At 68.8% G+C, this 24,476-nt stretch carries 19 protein-coding genes, 1 tRNA gene and 1 pseudogene; 10 read left to right on the top strand and 11 right to left on the bottom strand.

The genetic code is table 11. From position 1 onward, the window contains the following. Positions 1 to 21 precede the first annotated feature (21 nt). A complete protein-coding gene (locus AC1DB8_RS09150; protein WP_476892824.1) occupies positions 22 to 762 on the bottom strand; it encodes a response regulator transcription factor in 741 nt (246 codons plus the stop codon). A gap of 244 nt (positions 763 to 1,006) precedes the next feature. Here AC1DB8_RS09150 and AC1DB8_RS09145 point away from each other — a divergent pair, with 244 nt between their 5' ends. The 6 genes and pseudogenes from AC1DB8_RS09145 to AC1DB8_RS09120 all read left to right on the top strand — a co-directional run. Continuing rightward, the gene (locus tag AC1DB8_RS09145; protein WP_476892823.1) at positions 1,007 to 1,858 is read left to right on the top strand and encodes a hypothetical protein; all 852 of its coding nucleotides are present in this window, start codon (positions 1,007 to 1,009) and stop codon (positions 1,856 to 1,858) included. A 550-nt stretch (positions 1,859 to 2,408) separates the two neighbouring features. After that, complete coding sequence (locus AC1DB8_RS09140; protein ID WP_441419001.1) at positions 2,409 to 3,275, top strand: winged helix-turn-helix domain-containing protein; 867 nt, start codon at positions 2,409 to 2,411, stop codon at positions 3,273 to 3,275. A gap of 321 nt (positions 3,276 to 3,596) precedes the next feature. Continuing rightward, entirely contained in the window at positions 3,597 to 3,800 is a 204-nt protein-coding gene (locus tag AC1DB8_RS09135; RefSeq protein ID WP_146335814.1) for a dodecin family protein, read from the top strand. A 57-nt stretch (positions 3,801 to 3,857) separates the two neighbouring features. Continuing rightward, entirely contained in the window at positions 3,858 to 4,385 is a 528-nt protein-coding gene (locus AC1DB8_RS09130; protein WP_138767460.1) for a SixA phosphatase family protein, read from the top strand. A 115-nt stretch (positions 4,386 to 4,500) separates the two neighbouring features. Then, positions 4,501 to 5,025 carry a hypothetical protein gene (locus AC1DB8_RS09125; RefSeq protein ID WP_476892822.1) on the top strand — a complete coding sequence of 175 codons (525 nt, stop codon included), beginning with the start codon at positions 4,501 to 4,503 and terminating at the stop codon, positions 5,023 to 5,025. Positions 5,026 to 5,055: 30 nt separating this feature from the next. Then, positions 5,056 to 5,929 (top strand): annotated as a pseudogene (locus AC1DB8_RS09120) (EamA family transporter); the annotation flags it as partial. 721 nt (positions 5,930 to 6,650) lie between these two features. On the opposite strand, the gene AC1DB8_RS09115 reads toward AC1DB8_RS09120, so the two are convergent. From AC1DB8_RS09115 to AC1DB8_RS09100, 4 genes are all read right to left on the bottom strand, one after another. Beyond that, on the bottom strand, positions 6,651 to 7,292 hold the full coding sequence (locus AC1DB8_RS09115) for a TetR/AcrR family transcriptional regulator (RefSeq protein ID WP_476892821.1): 642 nt from the start codon (positions 7,290 to 7,292) through the stop codon (positions 6,651 to 6,653). Next, positions 7,289 to 9,334, bottom strand: a complete 2,046-nt coding sequence (locus tag AC1DB8_RS09110) for a YhgE/Pip family protein (protein WP_476892820.1) — start codon at positions 9,332 to 9,334, stop codon at positions 7,289 to 7,291. The genes AC1DB8_RS09115 and AC1DB8_RS09110 overlap by 4 nt, the downstream gene beginning before the upstream one ends. Beyond that, on the bottom strand, positions 9,331 to 10,008 hold the full coding sequence (locus AC1DB8_RS09105; RefSeq protein ID WP_476892819.1) for an ABC transporter ATP-binding protein: 678 nt from the start codon (positions 10,006 to 10,008) through the stop codon (positions 9,331 to 9,333). The genes AC1DB8_RS09110 and AC1DB8_RS09105 overlap by 4 nt, the downstream gene beginning before the upstream one ends. 131 nt (positions 10,009 to 10,139) lie before the next feature. Beyond that, positions 10,140 to 11,597, bottom strand: coding sequence for a dihydrolipoyl dehydrogenase family protein (locus tag AC1DB8_RS09100; protein ID WP_476892818.1), 1,458 nt, complete (start codon positions 11,595 to 11,597; stop codon positions 10,140 to 10,142). A gap of 100 nt (positions 11,598 to 11,697) precedes the next feature. Here AC1DB8_RS09100 and AC1DB8_RS09095 point away from each other — a divergent pair, with 100 nt between their 5' ends. Beyond that, positions 11,698 to 12,504: a FadR/GntR family transcriptional regulator gene (locus AC1DB8_RS09095; protein ID WP_476892817.1), complete on the top strand. Its 807-nt coding sequence runs from the start codon at positions 11,698 to 11,700 to the stop codon at positions 12,502 to 12,504. A 152-nt stretch (positions 12,505 to 12,656) separates the two neighbouring features. Here AC1DB8_RS09095 and AC1DB8_RS09090 read toward each other — a convergent pair. After that, a tRNA-Arg gene (locus AC1DB8_RS09090) sits at positions 12,657 to 12,730 on the bottom strand. A 278-nt stretch (positions 12,731 to 13,008) separates the two neighbouring features. Here AC1DB8_RS09090 and AC1DB8_RS09085 point away from each other — a divergent pair. Continuing rightward, entirely contained in the window at positions 13,009 to 14,841 is a 1,833-nt protein-coding gene (locus tag AC1DB8_RS09085) for a phosphoenolpyruvate carboxykinase (GTP) (RefSeq protein ID WP_441419009.1), read from the top strand. Positions 14,842 to 15,207: 366 nt separating this feature from the next. Next, a complete protein-coding gene (locus AC1DB8_RS09080; protein ID WP_476892816.1) occupies positions 15,208 to 16,587 on the top strand; it encodes an FAD-binding oxidoreductase in 1,380 nt (459 codons plus the stop codon). Positions 16,588 to 16,692: 105 nt separating this feature from the next. Here AC1DB8_RS09080 and AC1DB8_RS09075 read toward each other — a convergent pair whose 3' ends face one another. From AC1DB8_RS09075 to AC1DB8_RS09060, 4 genes are all read right to left on the bottom strand, one after another. Beyond that, a complete protein-coding gene (locus tag AC1DB8_RS09075; protein WP_476892815.1) occupies positions 16,693 to 17,853 on the bottom strand; it encodes a globin domain-containing protein in 1,161 nt (386 codons plus the stop codon). A gap of 195 nt (positions 17,854 to 18,048) precedes the next feature. Further along, positions 18,049 to 18,498, bottom strand: a complete 450-nt coding sequence (locus tag AC1DB8_RS09070; RefSeq protein WP_441419012.1) for an RrF2 family transcriptional regulator — start codon at positions 18,496 to 18,498, stop codon at positions 18,049 to 18,051. A gap of 14 nt (positions 18,499 to 18,512) precedes the next feature. Further along, on the bottom strand, positions 18,513 to 19,022 hold the full coding sequence (locus tag AC1DB8_RS09065) for a hypothetical protein (protein WP_476892814.1): 510 nt from the start codon (positions 19,020 to 19,022) through the stop codon (positions 18,513 to 18,515). 5 nt (positions 19,023 to 19,027) lie between these two features. Beyond that, positions 19,028 to 20,446 carry a phosphomannomutase/phosphoglucomutase gene (locus AC1DB8_RS09060; protein ID WP_476892813.1) on the bottom strand — a complete coding sequence of 473 codons (1,419 nt, stop codon included), beginning with the start codon at positions 20,444 to 20,446 and terminating at the stop codon, positions 19,028 to 19,030. A gap of 123 nt (positions 20,447 to 20,569) precedes the next feature. On the opposite strand from AC1DB8_RS09060, the gene AC1DB8_RS09055 reads away from it, so the two are divergent. Then, on the top strand, positions 20,570 to 22,759 hold the full coding sequence (locus tag AC1DB8_RS09055) for a RecQ family ATP-dependent DNA helicase (protein ID WP_476892812.1): 2,190 nt from the start codon (positions 20,570 to 20,572) through the stop codon (positions 22,757 to 22,759). A 53-nt stretch (positions 22,760 to 22,812) separates the two neighbouring features. Here the strand turns inward: AC1DB8_RS09055 and AC1DB8_RS09050 are convergent, their stop codons facing one another. After that, entirely contained in the window at positions 22,813 to 24,465 is a 1,653-nt protein-coding gene (locus tag AC1DB8_RS09050; protein ID WP_476892811.1) for a phytoene desaturase family protein, read from the bottom strand. Between the last annotated feature and the right edge of the window lie 11 nt (positions 24,466 to 24,476).

The raw sequence follows: 24,476 nt of genomic DNA, 5'->3' as shown, positions 1-24,476 counted from the left end.
GCCGGAAAGAGCGGGCACGGATCAGTCCGCCGGTTTCAGCACGTAGCCGGCGCCGCGCACCGTGTGGATCATCGGTGCGCGGTTGGCGTCGATCTTCTTGCGGAGGTAGGAAATGTAGAGTTCCACGATGTTCGCCTGGCCGCCGAAATCGTAGTCCCAGACCCGGTCCAGGATCTGGGCCTTGCTGATGACCCGTTTGGGGTTTTCCATGAGGTAGCGCAGCAGCTCGAACTGGGTGGCGGTCAGATGGATATCCTCACCGGCCCGGGTAACGTCCCGGGTGTCGACGTTGAGCACCAGGTCACCCACCACGAGTTCGGCGGTGTCCATGGCGGCCACCCCGGAGCGCTGGACCAGCCGGTGGAGCCGGAGCAGCACCTCTTCCATACTGAAGGGCTTCGTGACGTAGTCATCGCCGCCGGCCGCCAGCCCGGTAATGCGGTCCTGGACGGCGTCTTTGGCCGTGAGGAACAGCGCGGGAACTTCCGGCGCGAACGCGCGGATCCGGCTGAGCAGTTCGACGCCGTCGAACCCGGGGAGCATCACGTCCAGCACGAGCACGTCGGGGCGGAAATCCTTGGCAAGCTTGACCGCTCCGGGGCCATCCGCCGCCACAGCCACGGACCAGCCAGCCATCCGGAGCCCCATGCTCATGAGCTCCGACAGGCTGGGCTCATCGTCCACCACCAGCGCGCGGATGGGCGAGCCGTCCGGATGCGTGAGCTGGGGCAGGATATTGGTCATGGAGTGCGAAGTGGCCATGGGACGACTCTCCGATCTGCCGTTGAGGCGCGGCTTTGGGGACCCTGTGCGGCACCTGTGAATCTCAGACTACCGAGCTGGAAGCCGCCCCGGGAGCGGGAGGCCTGGTTCGGTACGGCTGCCGACCGGACGCCCGGTCCCGCTGAAAGGTCACAGGCGCGGCTGTTGGCCCGCACAGCCCCGGCACAGGACCGCTTACCACGCTGGGGTGGACACAAATCCGCACCCCGACAGGAGAAACACCATGAGCGGTCAGCAGCCCGAATCCGGTTCCCGCCCGATCCCCGAACCCGTCTCCGACGCCCCCACCCCGGCGGCGCCCGCGCCCGTCACCACGCCCTATGCCGCCGCGCAGCCTGCCGCCGGGCAGCCGGCGGCCTCGCCGGCGGAAGCCGGACAGCCAGCTGACGGTGGGGCCCCCGGCTGGGGTGCGCCGGCCGCCCCGGGCTGGGGTGCGCCGTCGGCCGCAGCCCGGCAGACCTCGGCGGGGAAGCCGTGGACCCTCAAGCGGGGACTCGCCGTCGCGGGCGCTGCTGTTGTGCTGGCAGCCGGCGCCGGCGTCGGCGTGTATGCGCTCAGCTCAAGTTCGGCGGCGGCCAGCGGGACCGGGGTCGGGGCAGCCGGCGGGCCCGGCAGCGCCAGCCAAGGCTCCTTCCCGGGGATGCCGGACGCCCCGCAAGGAGGGGTCGCGGGAGGCGGAATGTCCGGGCAGGGCGGTCATGACGACTTCGCAGCGGGCATGGGCGGCCTGGCCGGCGGGCTGTCCGCAGCTGTGCACGCCGAATACGTCGTGCTGAACGGAAGCGAGTACACCGCCATGGCCGAGCAGCTGGGAACAGTGAGCCAGGTCAGCGCGTCCTCCGTCACGGTCAAGAGCAGTGACGGGTTCACCCGGAGCTATGCCCTCGGCAGCAACCCGGTGGTGAGCAACATGGAACAGCGGCGCCAGCAGGCCGGCGGCACAGGCTCCCAGATGAGCGTTGCGGACATTGTCGCCGGCGGGACCGTGCGGGTCGTCGCCGCGAAGGACGGATCCGGTTACACGGCCTCGTCGGTCCAGATTGTGGCGGCCACCGCCACCGGCCAGACCAACTGACTTCCGCAAACTTCCGCACCGGGCACACTGCCGGGCCACGCGGCCCGGCAGCGTGCCCACTCCTTGGACTACTGGCGGTGGCGGAACTCTTCCGGATGGATTCCGCCATTGATGCCTAAAGTGAACGTTTTCCGGCCTGAGGGCCAGAATGGCGAAGAATCTTCGGCAAGGAGCGCCAAAGAGCCGTTCGGTCGGCAAAACACATATTGATTCGCCTGCTTATCAAAATTGTGATTTACACTACAATCGCCATTTTCGTCTCACGATGCGGACTTTGGAGTCCATTGTTACTTGCTAGTTCTTATTGTTACGTTGCACACTTCAATTGTGAACAAGAACTCAACAGCACCTGCAGCCGCAGCTTCCTGGATCAGCGCACCAGCTGGTACTGAGATGCCCTGTTGTCGAATGCACGCCTAACTTCTACACCCCAGAACGTTTCTAGGCATTCGCCCCCAGCCCAGCGTCGGGCGCCCCTCCCCAGTTCTCATTGCGGGGAAATTAGCATTCGAGCCGCGATGACGGCCATTCACATTGAGGTAAGCATTCCATGTCAGTTGCATCCGGATACGTCCACATCTCCGTCCGTAACGCCAACAAGGCCGGCCAGAACGGCCTCCGCCAGGGCTTCGGCGGCCGTCCGAGCTTCCCCGCCGGATCCGGCAACAGCTTCCCCGCCCCCGGCTATGCCGCGCAGGGCTACAACCCCAGCTCCTACGGCCAGCTCCGAGCCGTCCCCGCCGCCGAGCCGGCCCCGGCCACCGCACCGACCCCGGTGATCGCCTCCGGCAACGGCAGCCCGGTCCGCCCCGTGCCCAACGACAACGTGGCCCGCGGCTTCGTGCTCTACATGGGTATTGACGAGGAGACTGCAGCCGCTGCCGGCACCTCGATTGCCAAGCTGGCCCAGGAAATCCGCGCCTACGCCCAGTCGCTTGTGGCCGGCGCCGAAAGCTATGCCGCCGTCGCCGTCGCCCCGGCGTCCGCGCCGGGTTCCGCGCTCGACGTCGTCCGGTCCACCTTCGGCGATCCCACCGCCGGTGCCCGCCAGCGCGCCGAGAACGCCCGGCTGCAGCAGCCCCAGGACCCGCGCCCGTCCGGCGTGCTGATCGACCTCGCCCGCCGCGAAGTGGCGCTCGACGGCGAATCGCTGAACCTCACGTTCAAGGAATTCGAGCTGCTCAACTACCTCGTGGAGAACGGCACCCGCACCGTGGGCCGCGACGAACTCCTTGAGGGCCTGTGGCGCAATGCCGAAGAGGTCCCCAACGAGCGGACCATCGACGTGCACATCCGCCGGCTGCGCTCCAAGCTTGGCCGCCTGGCCAATACCGTGCGGACGGTGCGCGGCCAGGGCTACCGGTTCTACGAGCACCCCGAAGTCGTAGTCTGGGCCGCTCCGGAATACTCCATCTAGCTCTTAGCTTCACGCAAAGCGCCCGCCCCTCCTTTGGGGCGGGCGCTTCCGCTTTCGCGGCACGATAGTCACGCGCGCCCGACGGCATTTTGCCGTGCCTTAGACACCTCCCTCGTTCCTCGGTCGGCGATGCGGCACTACGCAAAACGCCGCCGTCCGCGCTGTCGGGATGCGCCGCTGCGCTGCAGCGCCCTCGCAACACGAACTGACATTCCGGAGCACGGATCGACGGAGTATGTGCCTCCGCGGGGTTTGGACTCTGTTGCGTTTGGGGGCTTCGGCGTAGTCTCGGTCCCGTCGATCCGACTATTGGGAGGAAACATGTCCGTTGCACGCATTACTACCCTGAGCTCCAACTCCAAAACCTCGTTTGACGCCGCCATCAAGGAAGGCGTCGACCGGGCCAACAAGACCTTGAGGAATGTCACCGGGGCATGGGTCAAGGAGCAGAAAGTTGAAATCAGCGACGGCGCCGTCGTGGCCTGGCATGTGGTGCTGGAAGTGACCTTCGTCCTGGACGACTGACAGGTCGCCCGCTGTGGAGCGCGCTCGTGGCCAAGCCGGCCGCACTAGGATTGAGCCATGAGCGCGCATCACATCAAACGTCTGGTGCTCATGCGGCACGCCAAGGCGGACTGGCCGGGCGGCGTCGCCGACCACGAGCGGCCGCTCGAAGAGCGCGGGCACCGGGAAGCGCCGCTGGCCGGGAAGTGGCTCCTTAAACACGGTGTGGTCCCCGACTTCATCCTCTGCTCCAGCGCCCTGCGGACGCGGCAGACCTGCACCTGGGTGTGCAGCGAACTGGGGGACAAGGCCCCGACGCCGAAACTCGAGGACGGCCTTTACGGCGCCTCGGCCCTGCGCATGTTGGCGGTTATTAACCATGTCCCGGACACCGTCACGACGCTCATGGTGATCTCGCACATGCCCGGTGTGCAGGACCTGGCCATGCATCTGGCCTCCCGGGACTCCAACCATGACGCCTACATGGACGCGGCCACGCGCTATCCCACCAGCGGCCTAACGGTCTTCGAGACTGAGAAGTCCTGGGCAGAGCTGGACGGCCAGGACGCACGGCTGACCCACTTCAAGGTGCCCCGCGCGAAGTAGCAGGCCAGTGCACCGGCCAGCCGATGGTCAGCACTCTCATTGTGTTGTTTACTGATGCTGTTATTGCTTTTACTGCCGGTGTTTTCTTAGCGACCGAGGGAAAAGGTGGATCACCGTGGATTCAGGACAGCTCGTAGGAATCATCGTCGGCATCGTAGTGGTGCTCGCGATCATCGCCGTGGCAATGTATCTCAGCCGCAAGCGCAAGACGGAGGCTGACCGGAACCGGGCCGCCGAGATGCGCGAAAAAGCGGAGGCCGACCAGCTGGCTGCGAGGGACCATGAGGCCAAGGCGGCGCGGGCGGAAGCCGACGCAAAGGCCGCCGAAGTCGAAGCCGAGCGCCTCCGCATGCAGGCCCGCGGCACACAGCAGGAGGCAGAGACCGTCCGTGCCGGTGCCGAGGAGCAGCTCCGCCGGGCCGACGATGTCGACCCGGATGTCGTAACGACCGAACGCGGCGATGACCAGGCCCAGGAGACACGCACCCACGATGCCCACCCGCACGAGGGACTGCGCCGGGACCGGGGTGACCGCGATCGCACGGCAGAAACCGGCGACGCCGCAGGGTTCCGCGAGGAAACGGTGGCGGAGCGCCGCGACACCGAGGACCCGCACGGCGAACGGCCGCGCAATCTCTGAGGCGCGGCAACGGCGACGGCCGCGGGTGCGATGACCCCTCGACATTCCGGGCTTGCCCTGCTCGTCGCCGTCTTGTGGGGCGTCAACTTCGTTGCCATTGACCTTGGCCTGCACCCCGACGGCGCGCAGATGCCGCCGCTGCTGTTCGTGGCCATGCGCTTCGCCCTCGTGGTGTTTCCCTGCATCTTCTTCATCCGCAAGCCGGACGTCAGCTGGAACGCCATCATCGGCGTCGGGCTGCTGATGAGCGCAGGCCAGTTCGGCCTGCTCTACCTGGCCATGGCCCTCGGCATGCCCGCGGGCCTGGCCTCGCTCGTTCTTCAGGCCCAGGTCCTGCTGACGGTCCTGCTGGCGGCGGGAATCCTGGCCGAACGGCCAACCCGGAGGCAACTCGCCGGCGTCGTGCTGGGGATTGCCGGGCTCGCCGTGGTGGCCGTAGGCCGCAGCCTCGTGGCCCCGCTGCTGCCCCTGCTGATCGTGCTGGCCGCGGCCCTGTCCTGGGCCGGGGGCAATATCGTGGCGCGGAAAGCGAAGGCCGCCTCCGGGCTCGGGCTGGTGGTGTGGTCCGGCGCGGTGGTGCCGTTGCCGCTAACCGGACTCTCGCTACTGGTGGACGGGCCGGCGGCGGTGTCGGATGCCCTGGTGCAGCTGCAGCCGGTGACGATGCTCAGCGCGCTCTACACTGCCGTGTTCGGTTCCCTCGTAGGGTATGGCATCTGGAACCGCCTGCTGGGGCTCTACCCGTCCTCCGCCGTCGTTCCCTTCACCCTGCTGGTCCCGGTGGTCGGCATGACAACGGCCTGGCTGGTGCTGGCCGAGGTGCCCTCGGCGGCGGAAGTTGCCGGCGGACTGCTGCTCCTGGCCGGCGTGGCGATCGCCGTGCTGCGGGGTGGTCAGCGCCGGGTGGGGGCTTTGGCGGCGGGGCGGGCCGGGGCCTTGACCGCCGGTTTCGCCGGCGCCTTGGCAGCCGGCTTGGACCCCGACGACGCCGCCGGTGACGCCGGCCGCTTGGCGGCCGGCACGGCGGAACGTGGCGCCGAAGCCCTCGGAGCGGCGGAGCGCGGTGTTGCGGGCCGTGCCGCGGAGGCGCGCGGCGTCGCGGACAGTGGCATCGACGCGCGGGCGGCAGGGCGGGCAGCGGGTCTGCGGGGCGCCGCCCCACTGGACGCCGAAGCCGGGCGCCGGGACGTGTAAGGGGCGCGGGGTGCGGGTCGGCGGCCGGGCAGGACGGTGCCGGCGAGCAACAGGACCAGCGTGAGCGCTCCGGCGGCTGCCGAGAGGTAGAAGTACAGGTCTGGATGCTCGGTATCAACGTTGGTGGACAAGGCGTTCGGATCCGGGTTGAAGGCCAGCCCCCACTGGCGCAGGAACGCGATGCCAAACGCGATGAAGAGGATGCTGCCGACGCCGCTTGCCAGCAGTGTCTTGTACCGCCGTCGGACCAGCACCTCGGCCACGGACGCCACATAGGCGACGGCGGAGGCGGCGAGGAACCAGAGCCCCACCGTTTCGTGCAGGGTGACGCCGGTGACGGCCAGCAAGGCCAGAGCGGCAAGGGATGCTCCGATGGCAGTCTTGCCGCTGTTACCCATGTGGTGCATGTGACTAATCATCCCCGAGTGCGACTACTTCACAACGTAGCCACGCATGATCGCCATGATTGCGGCGACACTTTGCGCCCGGGTGCGTTCGGGGTTGTAGGTCTGCCGGTCCAGCCCCACGACAAAGCATGCCCCGAAGATGGCCGTCTCCAGGCTGCCGCGGGACAGCGCGGGATCCACCGGGTACTTGGCGGCCACGGCCTCGATCGCGGCGCCAATCACCCCGAGCAGCAGGCCGCGGAGCTCGGTGAAGGTGTCCTGCCACTCGCTGGGCGTCCGCCAGTTCTCGCTGACCCACAGCCGGGCGAAGGAGGGGTATTCGGCCATGAAGTCCATCGCCTGGCCGATCATCTCGTCCATCGCCTCCAGCGGATCCGCCGACCCGTCCTTGACGCTCAGCAGCCGTGCCATCAGGATGTCCACACCGTGCCGCAGCAGTTGAGCGATCAGATCCGACTTGCTGCCAAAGTTGTAGTACACCGTGCCCTTGGAGACCCCCGCGGCCGCGGCGATTTCGTCGACCGTCACGCCGGCGGCCCCGCGCTCGCCGATCAGCTCCATCGACGCCTCGAACAGCTTCTGCTTGGTGGCGTTGGTGCGTCCGGGCCGCAGCTTCTTCCCTGCGTCGGCGTCGGTCGCCACGTCCACGCGGGGCTTGGTGCTCATACGGCAATCTCCGGCTTCAGGGTCTTGAGGGTCCAGAACTTGTGTTTCCGGACGGCGACGGCGGACATGGCCAGTCCCAGCAAAGTGTAGCCAACCAGGCCCAGCATGGTGGGCAGGATGCTGGCCAGATCGGCTCCGTAGATCAGGTGCCGCATGCCATTGACCACATAGCCCATTGGCAGCAGCTGGTGCACCACGTGCAGTGGCTCCGGTGTGGTCTGCCAGGGGAAGGTGCCGCCGGAGGAGACCAGCTGCAGGACCAGCAGGATCAGCACCACCAGCTTGCCGGGCGAGCCGAGCAGCGCCACCACACCCTGGATGATCGCGCTGAAGGCCATGGCAGCTGCCAGCATCAGGACCCACATCAGCACGGGATGGGCGGGGTCGAGGCCCAGCCCCACATCCACCACGAGGGTCAGCAGGCTGGCCTGGACCGCGGCAACCGCCAGGAACGGCAGCCAGCCCCCGACGGCGATCTTCCACGTCGGGGCGTTGGACGCCAGGGCACGCTGGGTGACCGGCCGCATCGCCTGGATCAGCATGAAGACACCGATCCACAGGGCCAGGGTCAGGAAGAACGGAGCCAGTCCGGCCCCATAGGAACCCGCCTTGGCCTGCGAGACGTTGCTGACGGCCACGGGGTCCGCCATGACCTTGGCGAGGCTGTCCTTCTTTGCGTCGTTCGGGTCGGGTACCTTGCCCGCGCCCTTGGCCAATTCGGTTGCGAGGGTCCCGGCACCGTCGGACGCTTTCGCCGAACCGCTCTCGAGCCGCGCTGCGCCGTCGTCGAGCTGCCGGGCGCCCTGGGCGAGTTTTTCTGCGCCAGCCAGGGCGTTTTGCTGCCCGGCAGCGAGTTCCGCGGTGCCGCCGGCGAGCTGATCCGCCCCGGCGGAGGCCTTCCCGACGGCGTCGCTCAGGGCCGGGGCCGCGGCCGCCAGCTGCGCGGCACCCGCGCTGACTGCGGCGGAACCGTCCGCCAGCTGCTGCACCTGCGCCGCCGCGCCCTGGAAAGCGCCCGCCGCTCCGGAAGGCGCCGGCGCGGTGTTGGCGTCGTAGTCGGCCAGGATGGCATCGGCCTGGGCCTGGGTAATGACGCCGGCGGCGACCAGGCGGCCATTGGAGGCCACGACCCGGCCGCGCTGGGCCTGCGCCGCGGCCTGTTCCGCGGACGCGAGCTGGCCCGCCATGCCTTGCAGCTTCGTGTTCAGTGCGGCGTTTCCGGCGGCCACCTGGGCGGCGCCGTCGGCCAGCCGCTGCGTATCCGCGGGCAGCGTGGACGTCTTGTCGTTGAGCTCGCGCAGGCCGCCGGCGAGCTGCCCGGCCCCGGCGTTCAGGGTGTTGGCCCCGTCGAGGAGTTTGCGCTGCCCGGCCACCAGTTCGCCGGTCCCGTTCCTGAGGGAGGAGGTGCCCTGGTGCAGGCTGGTCGCGCCGTCGTGGAGCGAGGACACCCCGCCGGCGAGGTCCCGCGCGCCGTCGGCGGCTTTGAGCATCTGGGAGTGGATGGTGCCGAAGCCGGTGAGGAGCTGGTTGGCGGTCTCCTGGCCCACTTCTTTCGCCACGGTCGAGTGGACGGCGGTGGTGAGCTTGTCCACGATCGTGCCGAGCAGGTAGTTGTTGGCGTCGTTGGTGGTGACGTTCAGCATGGCCTGGTTGGCGGCGTCGAAGCTGCCCGGCGAGACCAGGTTCGCGGAGAAGTCCCGGGGGATCTTGAGCGCGAACGCGTACTGGCCGCTGCTCACGCCCTGGTCCGCTGCCTCCGCGCTGGAGACGGTCTGCCAGTTGAAGACGTGGCCCTCGACGAGGCTGTCGGCGACCTTCCGGCCGGCCTCCAGCCGGGTGCCGTCGGCGGAGCTGGCGCCGGTGTCCTCCACCACCAGGGCGGCGTCGATCTGGTTCAGCTTGCCGTAGGGATCCCAGTTGGCGTAGAGGTACACCGCCCCGTAGAGCAGCGGCACCAGGGTCAGCGCCAGGATGGTCAGCTTCGGCAGCAGGCCGCCGGTCATGCGCTTGAGTTCGGAACGGGCCAGCCGCAGCACGGTCATCGGGCATCCTCGGTTTCGCGGTCGTGGTGGACATCCGCCGTTTCCGGCGCGGGGACGGCGTTGCCGATCTCCGCGACTGGACCGGTCCAGTCCGGCGGGAGGCTGCCGATGGTGGCGACGACGGCGAGCGGACGGCCGCCGTCGTACGCCAACTCCTGAAGCCGCGGCAGCCAGTCGGCCGGATCGCCGCTGTGGCGGTCCGGGGAATCGACCACCAGCAGGTCGGTGTGCGGATTGGCCAGGGCCAGCGCCGTCAGCAGCTCGAGACGGCGGTCGGCGGGCAGCTCCTCGGCCCAGCGCCCGGCGATGTCCTCGAAGCGGTTGACCTTAAGCCACGGCGTGCTGAGCAGCGCGCCGCGGTAGCGGCGGGGGATCAGGGCGAGGTCCTCGGTGACCAGGTCGCGCACGCTCAGGTGCTGCTCCGGCTCGTTCACCCCGGGGGCGTCGACGACGGCGCTCGCCTGCCGCAGCTGCTTGATCCGGCCGCCGCCGTCCCACTCGAGGCTTCCGGCCGAGGGCTTCATGCGGCCGCTCAGGGTCAGGGCCAGGGCGGTGCGCTGGTCCTGGCGTTGGCCGGTGACGAGCAGGAGTTCACCCCGGGCCGCCTGCAGCGAGGTGGGCGGGAGCAGGTAGTCCCGCCGGCCCTTCACGTGAAGCTGTTGAACGCAGAGCAAGGAAAGCCTTTCGCAGAAATGATCTACTCCAAGGCTAACTAAACTGACCGGTCAGTTCAAATAGATGTGGGCGAACAGACACCTGGGGCCCCGAAACCGACGGTTCCGGGGCCCCAAGTGTCCGCTCGCGCTTAGAGGCCGTACTCCTCGAGCAGCCGCAGCCACACCTCGCTGATCGTGGGATAGGACGGGACGGCGTGCCAGAGCCGGTCCAGCGGGACTTCGCCGACGACGGCGATGGTCGCCGCGTGCAACAGCTCGGCAACATCCGGCCCGGCGAAGGTGGCGCCCAGCAGCACTTTGCGGTCCTCGTCGACCACCAGCTGGGCCCAGCCCTTGTAATGCTCGGAATGCAGTGAGGAGCCGGCCACCTGGATGGGGAGCTGCACGGAGGTGGCCCGGTAGCCGTCCCTCTCGGCCTGTTCCAGGCTGCGCCCGACTATTGCCAGCTCGGGGTCGGTGAAGACCACATTGGGGACGGCGTGCTCGTCCGCGGTGTGGGCGTAGCGGCTCCAGGCGGCCGGCTCGCCGGTGAGCGTGCCCTTGGCGCGGGCGGCAATCGCGTCGCCGGTGGCCCGCGCCTCGTATTTGCCCTGGTGGGTGAGCAGGACCTTGCCTGCGGCGTCGCCGACGGCGTAGAGCCACGGGCTACTGTCGTTGCCGTCGGCTCCCCGGACGAGCCCGCTAGCGTCCGTCTCGAGCCGCGGGGCCTTCCCGTCGTCGGCGGACAGGCCCACGCTCTCCAACCCGATGCCCTCCACGGCGGGGTGCCTGCCGGTGGCGACCAGGAGCTTGTCCACCGTGACGCTGCCGCCGCCGTCGAGCGCCAGGGTCAGGGACCCGTCGTCGTTCTCATGGACGCCTTGGGTGCCGGTGCGGAGGTGGAGTTCGACGCCGTCGGCGCGCAGCCCCGCCTGGACCAGCTCGGCCGCCGGGGCCGGAAAAGCTCCCAGCAGCCCGCCGCGGGCCACGACCGTCACGGTCGACCCGAGCCGGGCGAAGGCCTGGGCGAGCTCCGTGCCGGCCACGCCGCCGCCGAGCACACCGAGCCGCGCCGGGATCTCGTGCGCGGAGGTGGCCTCGCGGGTGGTCCAGAAGTCGACTTCCTCGAGGCCTTCGATGGGCGGGATGGTGGGGCGCGACCCGGTGGCCAGCACGATGGCGTGGCGCGCCACGAGCTTGTAGCTGTTGCCGTCCACCCCGGCCACCTCCGCCCGGCGGGCCCCGGTGATCCAGCCGTGGCCGCGGAGCAACTCGATCCCGGTGTCCTCGACCCATTTGACCTGGCTGTCGTCCTGCCAATTGGAGGTGAAGTAGTCCCGCCGCTTCAGCACGGCCGCGGCGTCGAGCACCCTGGTGACCGCCTCCCCGGCGCCCGGCACGGTCTGGGCGCTATGGAGTGCGGTGCCGGGCCGGAGCAACGCCTTCGATGGCATGCAGGCCCAGTACGAACACTCGCCGCCCACCAGCTCCGCCTCCACCAGGACGGCCGTCAATCCGCCCCGGACCACGCGCTCGGCCACGTTCTCGCCCACCGCGCCTGCCCCGATCACGATGACATCGAATTCACGCTCAAAGTGTGCCGTCATGGCAACAGCCTAACCCCGCCGGGAGGGGCTTTGACGGGACACTGGGCAGGAGGTGGGACGTCCGCTACCCTGAGGATCACCTTTGGGGAGGAGTCCAGCCGTGTGCGCAGCCAATTCGGACGCGGGCGAAGCCGGGCCGCCGCGCCGGTTGGGCGCGCAGGCCCGGCTGCGCGCCCTGCAGGCCGGCATCATCGAGCTGATCCTTGAGCGGGAGCTGGAACCCGGCGACCCGCTGCCTACCGAAAATGAACTCGCCGCGCTGCTGGGGATCGGCCGGAACACGCTGCGGGAGACGCTGAAGGTGCTCCAGGCCCTGGGCGTGATCGAGATCCGGCACGGCTTCGGCATGTTCGTGGCCGCGAGCAACTTCGAGGCTATGGTTGGCGGGCTCAGCTTCCGGGCGCGGATGTCGCTGCGGCACCGGGGGCGGGAGGCGCTCGAGCTTATCGAGGCGCGGCGGCTGCTGGAGTCGGGGCTGATCGGCGCGTCCATGGCGCGCATGACGGCGGACCACCTGGCGGGACTCGAGGCGGCGGTGCTGCGGATGCAAGAGCTGGCCGGGTCCGGGGAACACTTTGTCGAAGCCGACGCCGACTTCCACCGCAAACTGTTCGAGCCGCTGGGCAATGAGCTGCTGCTGGGCCTGGTGGACGCGTTCCAGGCGGTCTACCGCCGGATCCAGCTGGAACTGGGCGGCGACGCCCGGCCGGCTGCCGCCGAGGTCGAACCTGTCCGAGCCGACACCGCCGACGTTGGCACCGCCGACGTCGGCACTGCCGCGGGGGCTGCGCTGCACCGGGGCATCTACGAGGCCGTGGCGGCGGGCGACGCCGTCCTCGCCGCGGAACGGCTGGGCAGCCACTTCGACGGGATACGCCGGCGTATCGCGGCTGCCGTGGCGGAGTAAATCGCCGGGCCGTGGCCCGTTTTCCGCTACCGTTTGAGACCGGTGCGGCCCGGATCGGACCTGCCTCTGTCCGGAACCGCCGCGGATTTCTGAAACAAGCCGGGAAAACAAAAGATCCGCACCGGCGGACCGGTGCGGATCTTTTCTATCTGTGCGCCCAAAGGGATTCGAACCCCTGACCTTCTGTTCCGTAGACAGACGCTCTATCCAGCTGAGCTATGGGCGCATTCTCGGCTCTTCGGGAACTTCTCGCTCCCCGAACCTCGAATTACTTTACGCGAGAGGGGCCCAGAGTTCCAAATCGAGAGCCATGTAATCTGCCCGACTAGACCGGTCTACGTGACCTTGATCACAAAAAGACCAGTGCTCGGAGATATTAAACCTTGATTTTCCGGGGATTTTTGATCTCGGCTCCATCGTCAACCCGTATTTGGGCCTGAAACTGAACCACCCGCGAGACCTAGCATTTAGGACACACCACTGAACCCGAGGAAGGGAACCGTAATGGGCGATCTGGCGCGACTGCCGCTGCTTGAGAAAGCACCCACCACACATGCTGGACTGCTGGCATGGGTTGAAGAGGTTGCTGAACTGACCCAGCCGGACCGGATCCACTGGGTTGATGGCTCGGAAGAAGAGAACACCCGGCTCACGGACGAGCTCGTGGCGGCCGGCACCCTGACCCGGCTGAATGAGAAGCTGTTCCCGAATTCCTTCGCGGCATTCTCAGATCCCGCCGACGTCGCCCGCGTCGAGGAGCAGACCTTCATCTGTTCCGAGAACGAACGCGATGCGGGCTTCACCAACAACTGGATGGCTCCGGCGGAGATGAAGGAGAAGCTGCGCGGCCTGTTCAGCGGCTCCATGCGCGGCCGCACCATGTACGTCATCCCCTTCGTCATGGGCCACCTCGACGCCGAGGACCCGAAGTTCGGCGTGGAGATCACGGACAGCGCCTACGTTGTCGCCTCCATGCGCATCATGGCCACGATCGGCACCGACGTGCTGAACAAGATCACCGCCACCAACGCGTTCTTCGTCCCGGCCCTGCACTCCCTGGGCGCCCCCCTGGCCCCGGGGCAGGCTGACGTCGCCTGGCCGTGCAACCCGGACAAGTGGATCGTGCACTTCCCGGAGGAGCGTTCCATCTGGTCCTTCGGCTCCGGTTACGGCGGCAACGCCCTGCTCGGCAAGAAGTGCTACGCCCTGCGCATCGCCTCGGTCATGGCCCGCGACGAGGGCTGGCTGGCCGAGCACATGCTCATCCTCAAGCTGACTTCGCCGGAGAAGAAGAACTACTACATTTCCGCGGCGTTCCCCTCCGCCTGCGGCAAGACCAACCTCGCCCTGCTCGACCCCACGATCGAGGGCTGGGACGTCGAAACCCTCGGCGACGACATCACCTGGATGCGGATCGGCAAGGAAGGCGAACTGCGCGCCACCAACCCCGAGGCCGGCCTGTTCGGCGTCGCCCCGGGCACCGGCTGGGGCACCAACCCCAACGCCATGCGTGCCATCGCCAAGGGCCACAGCATCTTCACGAACGTTGCCCTCACGGACGACGGCGGCGTGTGGTGGGAAGGCATGACCGACGAGGTCCCCGCGCACCTGACCGACTGGCAGGGCAACGACTGGACCCCGGCGTCGGACCAGCCTGCCGCGCACCCGAACTCCCGCTTCTGCACCCCGATTTCGCAGGTCGACATGCTGGCCGAGGAGTACTACAGCCCGGAGGGTGTGGAGCTCTCCGCGATCCTCTTCGGCGGCCGGCGCAAGACCACGGTGCCGCTGGTGACCCAGGCCCGCAGCTGGACCAACGGCATCTTCATGGGCTCGACGCTCTCCTCGGAGACCACGGCCGCCGCGGCCGGACAGGTCGGTGTGCTTCGCCGTGACCCGATGGCCATGCTGCCGTTCATCGGCTACGACGCCGGCGACTACCTGAAGCACTGGATCAGCGTCTCCGGCAAGGCCAACCCGGAGCGGCTGCCGCACATTTTCCTGGTGAACTGGTTCCGCCGCACGGCTGACGGCGGTTTCGCGTGGCCCGGCTTCGGCGACAATGCCCGTGTCCTCAAGTGGGCCATTGAGCGCATCGAGGGCAAGGCCGACGCGGTGGAGACTCCCATCGGCTTCGTTCCGACCGGCCATTCGCTGGACCTCACCGGCCTGGACCTGACCCACGCCCACGTCGAGGACGCCGTCCGCGTGGACCGCGAGGAATGGGACGCCGAGCTGGCCTCCATCGAGGAGTGGTACGCAAAGTTTGGCGACTCGCTGCCGGACGCGCTGCGCGCCGAGCTCGACTCGCTCAAGGAACGGATGTCCGCGCACTAGCAGGCGGTTGATCCAACGACGGCGGCCCCGCACCTTGGATAAGGTGCGGGGCCGCCGTCGTTCCCTCATCGATTGTCCCCACCGGTTCTCTAGCCTCACAAGTTCGGCTGGGGAACCCTCCCGGCGTGGCCCCACCGCGGATGCCCTTTTGAGGCCTCAGAACGGCCGTTGCGGAGCAGCCGATGAGTCATGGCGGGGCCGGTGGCTGCCGGGACCAAGGCCCCTAGCCTGTAGTCGGGAGCGGCCGTAGGCTCGTCGCATTCATCAGCCGGGCCTGACGCTGACTGCCAGGGATGCGGGGAACATCCCGGGCGCGCGGCGGCGTGCCCTCCGCCTGCCCCGGCAGGCGAAACCCCAGGAGCACTCATGCTTGTCACCGAGGATATCCAGGCCCTGTCCGAAGCTGTCAGCGGAACGGTCGCTTTGCCGGACAGCCCAGAATTCGCGGCCGAGACGTTCGCGTTCAACGCCGCTACCGTCCACCGGCCCGACGTCGTCCTGGGCGCCAGCACCGCCAAGGACGTCGCGGCCGGGGTCAAATGGGCGGCGGAACGCCGGCTGCCGGTGGCGGTCCAGTCCACCGGGCACGGCGCCGACTCAGTGGTCGAGGGCGGCCTGCTGATTAACACCAGGCGGTTGCAGGAGCTGCACATCGACCCGGTGGAGCGCACCGCGAGGGTGGGGGCAGGAGTGAAGTGGCGCAGCGTCCTGGAAGCAAGCGTTCCGCTCGGGCTGGTGGGACTGCACGGCTCGAGTACCGACGTCGGCGTCGTGGGATACACCGTCGGCGGCGGGCTTCCAGTGCTGGGCCGCGCCCACGGCTTTGCCGCTGACCATGTCCGGAGCATGGAAGTGGTCACCGCGGACGGTGCATTGCGCCGGATTGACGCCGAGGCCGAAGCCGAGCTGTTCGCGATGATGCTCGGCGGCAAGGGCAACTTCGGGATCGTGACCGAACTCGAGTTCAGCCTTTTTCCGCTGGGCGAGTTCTACGGCGGCGGCATCATCTATCCGGGTGCCGATGCCGCCCTCATCCTGGCGGCGTTCCGGGAGTGGTTGCCTACGCTGCCGGAGGACGCCTCGCCCTCGATTTCGCTGCTGCGGCTTCCCGACATGGAGTTCGTCCCCGCGCCGCTCCGGGGCCAGTTTGTGGTGCACCTCCGCTTCGCCTTTCTGGGGAACCGGGAGGCCGGCGATGCGCTGCTGGCCCCGATGCGCGCCGTTTCGAGCCCGTTGATGGATACGGCCGGCCCCATGAGCTACCTGGACGTTGACCAGATCCACATGGATCCGGCGGATCCGCTCCCTTTCACAGCCGGCGGAGCGCTGCTGAAAGATCTCGGCGACAGGACCCTGGCGGAGCTGCTGAAACACACCGGCGAAGGCTCGGACTGTCCGCTCCTCCTGGTCGAAATCCGGCCGCTGGGTGGCGCCTTGGCCCGTGCCGGGGCGCTGCCGAACGCCGTGTCGGGGCGGGACGCGGCATTCCTGCTCTTCCTGCTCGGGTTCAAGATGCCCCCGGTCGCCGAGGCCGTCTCGGCAGCCATCCGCACGGTCCTGGCCGCGATGGCTCCGCACTCGACGGGTTTTACCCTGGTCAACTTCCACGGCGAACCCGGCGATGAGGCTGACCGTTCCAGGGCATGGTCGCCCGCCGTCTATGAACGGATGAGGGCCGTGAAGTCCAGCTACGACCCCGGCAATCTCCTGCGGTTCGGCCACGCGATCACCGGTGTGCCGTCGTGAGGTGAGGCCCGGGCCAGGGCTCCTGGCCCGGTTATCCACGACGGCGGCCCCGCACCTTGCGCAAGGTGCGGGGCCGCCGTCGTTCTTTCATCGATTGCTCGGGACTCAGTTGGCGAGCCAGATGTCCGGCCCGAAGACCTCGTAGTGGATCTTGGTGGCGGGGATGCCCGCATTGATGGCCTCGTTGCGGATGTTCTTCATGAACGGCAGCGGACCGCACAGGTACAGCGAGGCGTTGGCCGGCAGGTCCACGTCGCGCAGCGACATGAAGCCTTCCTTCGCCCCCGCCTCCGGCCGCTCGAGCCAGAGCTGCAGCTCGGCTGCTTCCAAGCGCTCGACGTCGTCCGTCATCTGGGAGCGCAGCGCCCAGCTGTCCAGGGTGCTTTCCGCGTGCAGGACCAGCACCTGTCGGTCCGAACCGGCCTCGGCAAGGGCGCGCAGGATCGAAGCCGACGGCGTGCAGCCGATGCCGGCCGACGCCAGGACCACGGGGCCCTCGCTCTCCTTGAGCGTGATTTCGCCGTAGGGGTTGGAGATCTCGAGGATGTCCCCGACCTCGACGTGGTTGTGCAGCACGGGGGAGACCTCGCCGCCGTCGTCGAGCTTGGTGGTGAAGCTACGGCTGGTGCCGGCGTCGCCGGAGAGTGAGTACTGGCGGACCTGGCGCAAGCCCTCCGGCAGGGTGACCTTGACGCTGACGTACTGGCCGGGGAGGGCCGGGGTGATGGGGGTGTCGTCGGCCGGTTCCAGGGTGAACGTCATCGAGCCGGTGCCGGCGGGGGTCTTCGCGGCGACCTTCCACGGGGACCACATCTTGCCGTTGGCCTGGCCGGCGTAGAGGCCCTTCTCGAGCTTGATCAGCGCGTCGGCCATAAGCCAGTAGACCTCGGTCCAGGCCTCGGCGATTTCCGGGGTGATGACCTCGGCCAGGTCTTCGGCGATGGCGGCGAAGAGGTGCTCGTAGACCACCTGGTACTGCGGCTCGGTGATGCCGAGCGAGGCGTGGCGGTGCGCGATGCGCGACAGCACGGTCTCCGGCAGGGTGCCCGGGTTGCTGACAAGGTGGCTGGCGAAAGCGGCGATGCTCCCGGCCAGGGCCTGCTGCTGGTTGCCGGAGCGCTGGTTGGAGCGGCTGAACAGCCCGTCCAGCAGCTCGGGGTGGGCGCCGAAGAGCCGGGCGTAGAACTTGGGGGTGATATCGCCGATCCGGGAACCGACCAGCGGCAGGGTGGCCTCGATGACGGGGAAGGACTTGTCCGAGAGCATGCTGACTCCTGAGATAGTGGCCCGGGGTCTTCAACCGGACCGTTTCTGAAATACCCGCATTTGAAATACGAGTATTTATGCCTCAGTTCTACACGGCGTAGAAAAAGGTTGCAAATCGGGTGACGCCCGGGCGGGGCGGACTCCGGAGGGGGATCGCGGCCTCGGATGCCGGGGCCGCGCCTGGTTAGAGGCTGGCTACAGGCCCGGGCGCAGGCCGATGGCCTGGAAGACCGGATTCATTTGCCGGGAGGTCGGCAGCGAAGCGACGACAATGTCATCAAGCTCACGGTAGAACGCCTCACGCGCGCGGCCCAGGGCGCTGCGCAGCCGGCACTCGTTGATGAGCGGGCAGGCGCCCGCGGCAGCCACGCAGTCCGCCGGGTCGGTCCGGGTGTCCAGTGCGCGCAGCAGCTGCCCGACGGTGGCGGCCCGGCCGGCGCCGCTGAGCCGGGACCCGCCATTGCGGCCGCGTTCGACGTCGATCAGGCCGAGTTCGCGCAGCTTTGCCATTGCCTTGCTGACGTGGTTGTAGGGCGTGCCGACGGCGTCCGCGATGCTCTGGGTGGTGAGCAGTTCGCCGTCGGCTGCGGCCGCGAGCACCATCATCGCGCGCAGGCTCACGTCCGCGAAGGCGTTGATCTTCATGGCACCGGCTTGGTCTAGTCCACCCAGACGGCGGGTTCGTTGGTGTCGGCGGAAAGCTCGCCAAACTCCAGCTCGTGCGTCGCCGGGTTCGCGCCGTAGGGCAGTACCGCTGCGAAGACGGAGCCGTCCTGGTGCTCGGCGGCCACGTGGATCGCGTCCGAGTCCTCTTCCAGCAGGGTGATGTCACAGACGATCGCGGCGGCGCGGAACTCGTCCCGGTGCTGCCGCAGCAGCTCGGTGAGGTCGTTGATCATGGCGTCGGCGTCGAAATCGGCGTCGCTGTCCCCGGCTGCGTCCGCCGGGGTGACAGCCACCAGGCGGACTTCGCCGTCGTTCTCCACCACCAGGGCGAATGGCAGGAAGCCGCCGTTGCGCTCGAGCTGCTCCTGGGCCGCACCCACTCCGGTGCCGAGCAGGTTCTCCAGGTCGGTGGCGCTGGCATCCGGCACCGAGCCGCGCCAGGAGTCCTCAGCCGGATCCGCCGGCTGCAGGACGGCCCCCTGGGCCTCCGGTGAATCGGTCATGGCGATCAGCCCCGGACCAGGGCCAGGACCCGGTCGCGGACGCGTTCCATGGTTTCCTGGTCCGTGGCCTCGACGTTCAGGCGGAGGAACGGCTCGGTATTGGACGGGCGCAGGTTGAACCAGTAGCTTCCGTCGGCGGCGATGAAGGTGCTGCCGTCTAGGTAGTCCACCTCAACGTCTTCGTCGTAGAAGTCCACGCGGACACGCTCCACGGCGGCGGCCTTGTCCTCGATTTCCGAGTTGATCTCGCCGGAGGACTGGTAGGGCTCGTATTCGCGGCCGAGCTCCGACAGCGGGCCGTCCTGCTCGCCGAGGGCAGCCAGGACGTGCATGGCGGCCAGCATGCCGGTGTCCGCATTCCAGAAATCGCGGAAGTAGAAGTGGGCGGAGTGCTCGCCCCCGAAGATCGCACCTTCGGCCGCCATCACAGCTTTGATGAAGGAGTGTCCCACCCGGGTGCGGAACGCGCGGCCGCCGTCGTTGACCACCAGTTCGGGCACCGCCCGCGAGGTCAGCAGGTTGTGGATAATCGTCGGCGTTTCCTCGCCGTTGGCCTTGGCGCGGGCGATCTCGCGGCGCGCCACCATGCCGGTGACGGCCGACGGCGAGACCGGCTCGCCCTTTTCGTCGATCACGAAGCAGCGGTCGGCGTCGCCGTCGAACGCCAGGCCGATGTCCGCGCCGTGCTCGACGACGGCGGCCTGCAGGTCGCGCAGGTTTTCCGGCTCCAGCGGGTTGGCCGGGTGGTTCGGGAAAGATCCGTCGAGCTCGAAGTAGAGCGGGATGATCTCGAGCGGCAGCTTGGGCAGCAGCGTGTCACCCAGCACGGCGGGGGTCGTCATGCCGGCCATGCCGTTGCCGGCGTCCACCACGACCTTGAGCGGTCGGGATCCGCTGAGGTCAACCAGGCTGCGCAGGTACTCGGAGTAGTCCTTGAGGACGTCCCGCACGCTGATCAGGCCGCGGGGGCCGTTCGCGGGGATGGTGCCGGCGTTGAGGTATTCCTCGGCCAGGGCCTGGATCTCCTTCAAACCGGTTTCGGAGGAGATCGGCACGGCGCCGGCCTTGGCCATCTTGATGCCGTTGTACTCGGCCGGGTTGTGGCTTGCGGTGAACGTGGCGCCGGCAGCGTTCAGGGCGCCGCAAGCGTAGTACAGCTCGTCCGTGGAGATCAGGTCGAGCAGCTGGACGTTGGCGCCGCGGGTTGCCGCGCCGTTGGCGAAGGCCCGGCTGAACTCGGGGGAGGAGGGGCGCATGTCGCCGCCGACCAGTACTGTCTGTCCGGCCAGGTCCAGGACGTCCACAAAGGCAGCCCCGACGGCTTCGACGATTTCCGCGGTGATGGATTCGCCCACAATTCCGCGCACGTCGTAGGCCTTGAAGGAAGCCGAGAGGTCAAAAGTCTTTGTCTGGTCGCTAGTCACGGCTCCCATCTTACGTGGAAGCCGCCGGGGACCGTCCGCGCCGGCCGCGTATGTGGATACGGATTGTCCACATACGACTCCGCCCGCTTCGTGGCTGTCGGAGGGGACTGGGATACTGAAGCAATGGCCAATAACCAGAACGCTGCAGTCCTTTCCGCCCCCGAATCACCCTCCGCCGGGGGTACCGGGACGCGTGAGCAGGCCCAGGCGGTGCTGCGCGAACTTGTGGGGCACCCGGATGCTGAGTTCCACGACGGCCAGTTCGAGGCTATCGAGGCCCTCGTGGACGGCGGCCGGCGCGCCCTTGTCGTGCAGCGCACCGGCTGGGGCAAGTCGGCCGTGTACTTCGTCGCGTCCTTGCTGCTGCGCCGCCGCGGAGCGGGCCCGACGCTGATCGTGTCCCCGCTGCTGGCGTTGATGCGGGACCAGGTCGCCGCCGCCGCGCGGGCCGGGGTCCGGGCCGTGGCCATCAACTCGGCAAACCAGCTCGACTGGGACACCGTCCGCGAACAGCTCGCGGCCGACGAGGTGGACGTGCTCCTCGTGTCCCCGGAGCGGCTCACCAACCCGTCGTTCCGGGAGAACCAGCTGCCTGAGCTGGTCCGCCGGACCGGGCTGCTGGTGATCGATGAGGCGCACTGCATCTCGGACTGGGGCCACGACTTCCGGCCGGACTACCGGCGGATCGCCGACCTGATCACCCAGTTGCCGGACAGCGTCCCGGTCCTGGCCACCACCGCCACCGCCAACTCGCGGGTGGTGCACGACATCGAGGAACAGCTCGGTGAGGGCGTGCTGACCATCCGCGGCGCCCTGGGCCGTGAGTCCCTGCGGCTGGGCGTGCTGCGGCTGCCCGACTCCCGGGAGCGGCTGGGCTGGCTGCTTACCCACCTGAAGGACCTTCCCGGCAGCGGCATCATCTACACCCTTACCGTGTCGGCGGCGGAGGACACCGCCCGGCTCCTGGCCGAGGCCGGCCACGAAGTGCTCGCCTACACCGGCCGGACCGACCCCGCGGACCGGGAACGCGCCGAGCAGCTGCTCAAGGACAACCAGGTGAAGGCGCTGGTGGCCACCTCCGCCCTCGGCATGGGCTTCGATAAGCCGGACCTTGGCTTCGTGGTGCACCTCGGGGCGCCGTCGTCCCCGGTGGCCTACTACCAGCAGGTCGGCCGTGCCGGCCGCGGCGCGGCAAACGCCGACGTGCTGCTCCTGCCCGGCTCCGAGGACCGGGACATCTGGCAGTATTTCGCCACCGCGTCGATGCCCTCGGAAGAAAAGGCCTCCGCGGTCCTGACCGCGCTGGCCGAGGCCGGCACCGCGGTGTCCACCGTGGCGCTTGAGGCCCGGGTGGACCTGCGCCGGACGCCGCTGGAGCTTTTGCTGAAGGTGCTGGCCGTGGACGGGGCCGTCGAGCGCGTGGGCGGCGGATGGCGTTCCACCGGCCAGCCGTGGACCTACGATGCCGAGCGGTACCGCCGGATTGCGGAGGCACGCGTTGACGAGCAGGACTCCATGGTGATCTACCAGGACACCGCCGGCTGCCGGATGGAGTACATCACCTCGGTGCTCGACGACGAGACCGCCACCGCCTGCGGCCGCTGCGACAACTGCGCCGGCCGGTGGTTCCCCGCCGACATTGCCGCCGACGCCACCGAAACGGCGGGCGCGACACTGAACCGGGCCGGCATGGTGCTGGAACCGCGGCTGCAGTGGCCCAGCGGTATGGACCGCCTCGGCGTGAACGTAAAGGGCAAGATCAAGCCGGAGGAAAGCCTGGCCAATGGACGGGTGCTGGCGCGGCTGACAGATCTGGGCTGGGGCGGCGCGCTGCGCGAGACCTTCGCCGCGGGTGCCCCCGACCGGGCCGTGGACCCCGGCATGCTGCGGGCCTGCGTGCAGGTCCTCCGCGAATGGGGCGGCGGCGACGCGCGCAACCCCGGCTGGAGCGGCGCTGGCCGTCCGGCCGCGATCGTCAGCGTCCCGTCCCGGGGCAAGCCCGAATTGGTGGAGTCGCTGGCCCGCGGTATCTCCGAGATCGGCCGCATCCCGTACCTGGGCCAGCTGCAGCTTGCCCACGGCGGCCCCACGGGCGGCCGCGGCGGAAACAGCGCCTACCGTCTCGCCGGGGTCTGGGACCGGGTCGTGGTGGGGCCCGAGCTGGCCGCGGCGCTGGACGGCATCCAGGGCCAGAGCGTCATGCTGGTGGACGATCTGGTGGACAGCCGCTGGACCGTCACCGTGGCCGGACGTGCCCTGCGGCTCGCAGGCGCCGGGGCAGTGCTGCCGCTCGTGCTCGGCCAGGCGGGCTGAGCCGAGGCCATCCCGGGCAGCGCTTTTAGCAGCGCGCGCTTCGTTGCACGCGCTCAGCTGCTGCGCGGCCGCCCGGACTCCAGCACGGCCATGGCGGCGTTGTGGCCGCCGATGGCGCTGACGGCCCCGCCGCGGCGGGCCCCGGAACCGCAAAGCAGGAGCTGCGGGTCGTCCGTAGCGACGCCCCAGCGCTGCGCCGGGGTGTCCAGGGGTGCGTCGTCGTCCACGAATGGCCAGTCGAGGCCGCCGTGGAAGATGTTGCCGCGCGGCATGCCGACGGCGCGTTCGATATCCAGGGTGGTCTTGGTTTCGATGCACGGCCGGCCGTCCGGACCTGTCAGCAGCAGCTCCTCGACCGGCTCGGCGAGGACCCTGTTAAGCGAACGCAGCACCGCGGCCTGCAACTCCGCCCGCCGGGCGTCGTTGTTCTGCGCGGTCACCAGCCGGTCCGGGACGTGCAGGCCGAACACTGTGAGGGTATGCGCGCCGGCCGCCTGAAGCTCCGCGGACAGGATGCTTGGATCGGTCAACGAATGGCAGTAGATCTCGCACGGCAGGGGATCCGGAACAGCCCCTCCCGCGGCGGAGACGTACGCCGCATCCAGCTGGGACCACGTCTCGTTGATGTGGAACGTGCCGCCGAAAGCCGCTTCCGGACTGACGGCGTCGTCCAGCGGCCGGGGCAGCCGCTTGAGCAGCAGGTTCACCTTGACCTGGGCGCCCTCGCGGAGATGGTTCGGGTTCTGCGTGGCGTGCTTGGCGGGTGCAGTCCCGCCCTGCGCGGCCGCAATCGGACCGCCCGACGCAGCGTTGCGCAAGCGGTCCAGGACCACGGGGGCCACATTGGACAGGACCCACGGGGCGGAGACGGTGTGGTGTGCGCCGTCGTGCCGGTAGCTGACGACGCCGCCCGGGCGGACGGAGGTGGCCTCCGCAGAGGTGAGGATGGTCGCGCCCGCGTCCCTGGCCGCACGTTCCAGCTCCCCGGACACCGCGCCCATCCCGCCCACGGGCACATCCCAGTCACCGGTCCCGCCGCCGATCAGGTGGTACAGGAAACAGATGTTCTGCTGGAGGTCGGCGTCGTCGGCGCGGGCAAAGGTGCCGATCAGGGCGTCGGTCAGGACCACGCCGCGGACCAGGTCGTGCCGGAGTGCCTCGGCGATGGCGTGCCCGACCGGCTGCTCAACCATGGCCTCCCACGCCTCCGCGGCGCCGGCCCGGCGGGCGAGTGACTTCGCTGCCGACCGGGTGGGCAGCGGGGCCGTCATGGTGGGCCAGAGCGCCCGGGTGAGCTTCCCGCAGCTGGCGTAAAACTCGTTGAAGGCGCGGAACTCGTCGTCGGACGCCCCGATCGCACCGAACGAGGCGGCCGTGGACTCGGCGTCCTCATTGTCGATCAGGAGCGCCCGTCCGGGATTGGCCGGGTCCGGGGTGTACGAGGAGTACCGCCGCCGCGCCAGCGTGATCCTCAGACCAAGGTCGTCGATGATCTGCTGCGGCAGCAGGCTCACGAGGTAGGAATAACGCGAGAGCCGTGCCCCGACGCCGTCGAACGCCTGCGCGGACACCGCGGCGCCGCCGGGCTGGTCGAGCCTTTCGAGCAGCAGGACCTTCCGGCCGGCCTTGGCCAGGTACGCCGCCGCGGCCAGGCCGTTGTGGCCGCCGCCTACGATGATCGCGTCAAACGCGTGGTTGGTCGACATGCGCCCATCCT

The sequence above is a fragment of the Arthrobacter sp. 10N410 genome (genome assembly GCF_056394945.1).
Note: the sequence above shows the minus strand (reverse complement) of the source record. Positions and strands in the feature narration are given on the sequence as shown.

What these genes read in the sequence shown, in the direction of transcription:
- AC1DB8_RS09150 (WP_476892824.1), bottom strand. Translation starts at nt 762, where the DNA reads ATGGCCACTTCGCACTCCATGACCAATATCCTGCCCCAGCTCACGCAT.
- AC1DB8_RS09135 (WP_146335814.1), top strand. Translation starts at nt 3,597, where the DNA reads ATGTCCGTTGCACGCATTACTACCCTGAGCTCCAACTCCAAAACCTCG.
- AC1DB8_RS09140 (WP_441419001.1), top strand. Translation starts at nt 2,409, where the DNA reads ATGTCAGTTGCATCCGGATACGTCCACATCTCCGTCCGTAACGCCAAC.
- AC1DB8_RS09075 (WP_476892815.1), bottom strand. Translation starts at nt 17,853, where the DNA reads ATGCTCTCGGACAAGTCCTTCCCCGTCATCGAGGCCACCCTGCCGCTG.
- AC1DB8_RS09145 (WP_476892823.1), top strand. Translation starts at nt 1,007, where the DNA reads ATGAGCGGTCAGCAGCCCGAATCCGGTTCCCGCCCGATCCCCGAACCC.
- AC1DB8_RS09050 (WP_476892811.1), bottom strand. Translation starts at nt 24,465, where the DNA reads ATGTCGACCAACCACGCGTTTGACGCGATCATCGTAGGCGGCGGCCAC.
- AC1DB8_RS09085 (WP_441419009.1), top strand. Translation starts at nt 13,009, where the DNA reads ATGGGCGATCTGGCGCGACTGCCGCTGCTTGAGAAAGCACCCACCACA.
- AC1DB8_RS09110 (WP_476892820.1), bottom strand. Translation starts at nt 9,334, where the DNA reads ATGACCGTGCTGCGGCTGGCCCGTTCCGAACTCAAGCGCATGACCGGC.
- AC1DB8_RS09130 (WP_138767460.1), top strand. Translation starts at nt 3,858, where the DNA reads ATGAGCGCGCATCACATCAAACGTCTGGTGCTCATGCGGCACGCCAAG.
- AC1DB8_RS09080 (WP_476892816.1), top strand. Translation starts at nt 15,208, where the DNA reads ATGCTTGTCACCGAGGATATCCAGGCCCTGTCCGAAGCTGTCAGCGGA.
- AC1DB8_RS09070 (WP_441419012.1), bottom strand. Translation starts at nt 18,498, where the DNA reads ATGAAGATCAACGCCTTCGCGGACGTGAGCCTGCGCGCGATGATGGTG.
- AC1DB8_RS09065 (WP_476892814.1), bottom strand. Translation starts at nt 19,022, where the DNA reads ATGACCGATTCACCGGAGGCCCAGGGGGCCGTCCTGCAGCCGGCGGAT.
- AC1DB8_RS09055 (WP_476892812.1), top strand. Translation starts at nt 20,570, where the DNA reads ATGGCCAATAACCAGAACGCTGCAGTCCTTTCCGCCCCCGAATCACCC.
- AC1DB8_RS09115 (WP_476892821.1), bottom strand. Translation starts at nt 7,292, where the DNA reads ATGAGCACCAAGCCCCGCGTGGACGTGGCGACCGACGCCGACGCAGGG.
- AC1DB8_RS09100 (WP_476892818.1), bottom strand. Translation starts at nt 11,597, where the DNA reads ATGACGGCACACTTTGAGCGTGAATTCGATGTCATCGTGATCGGGGCA.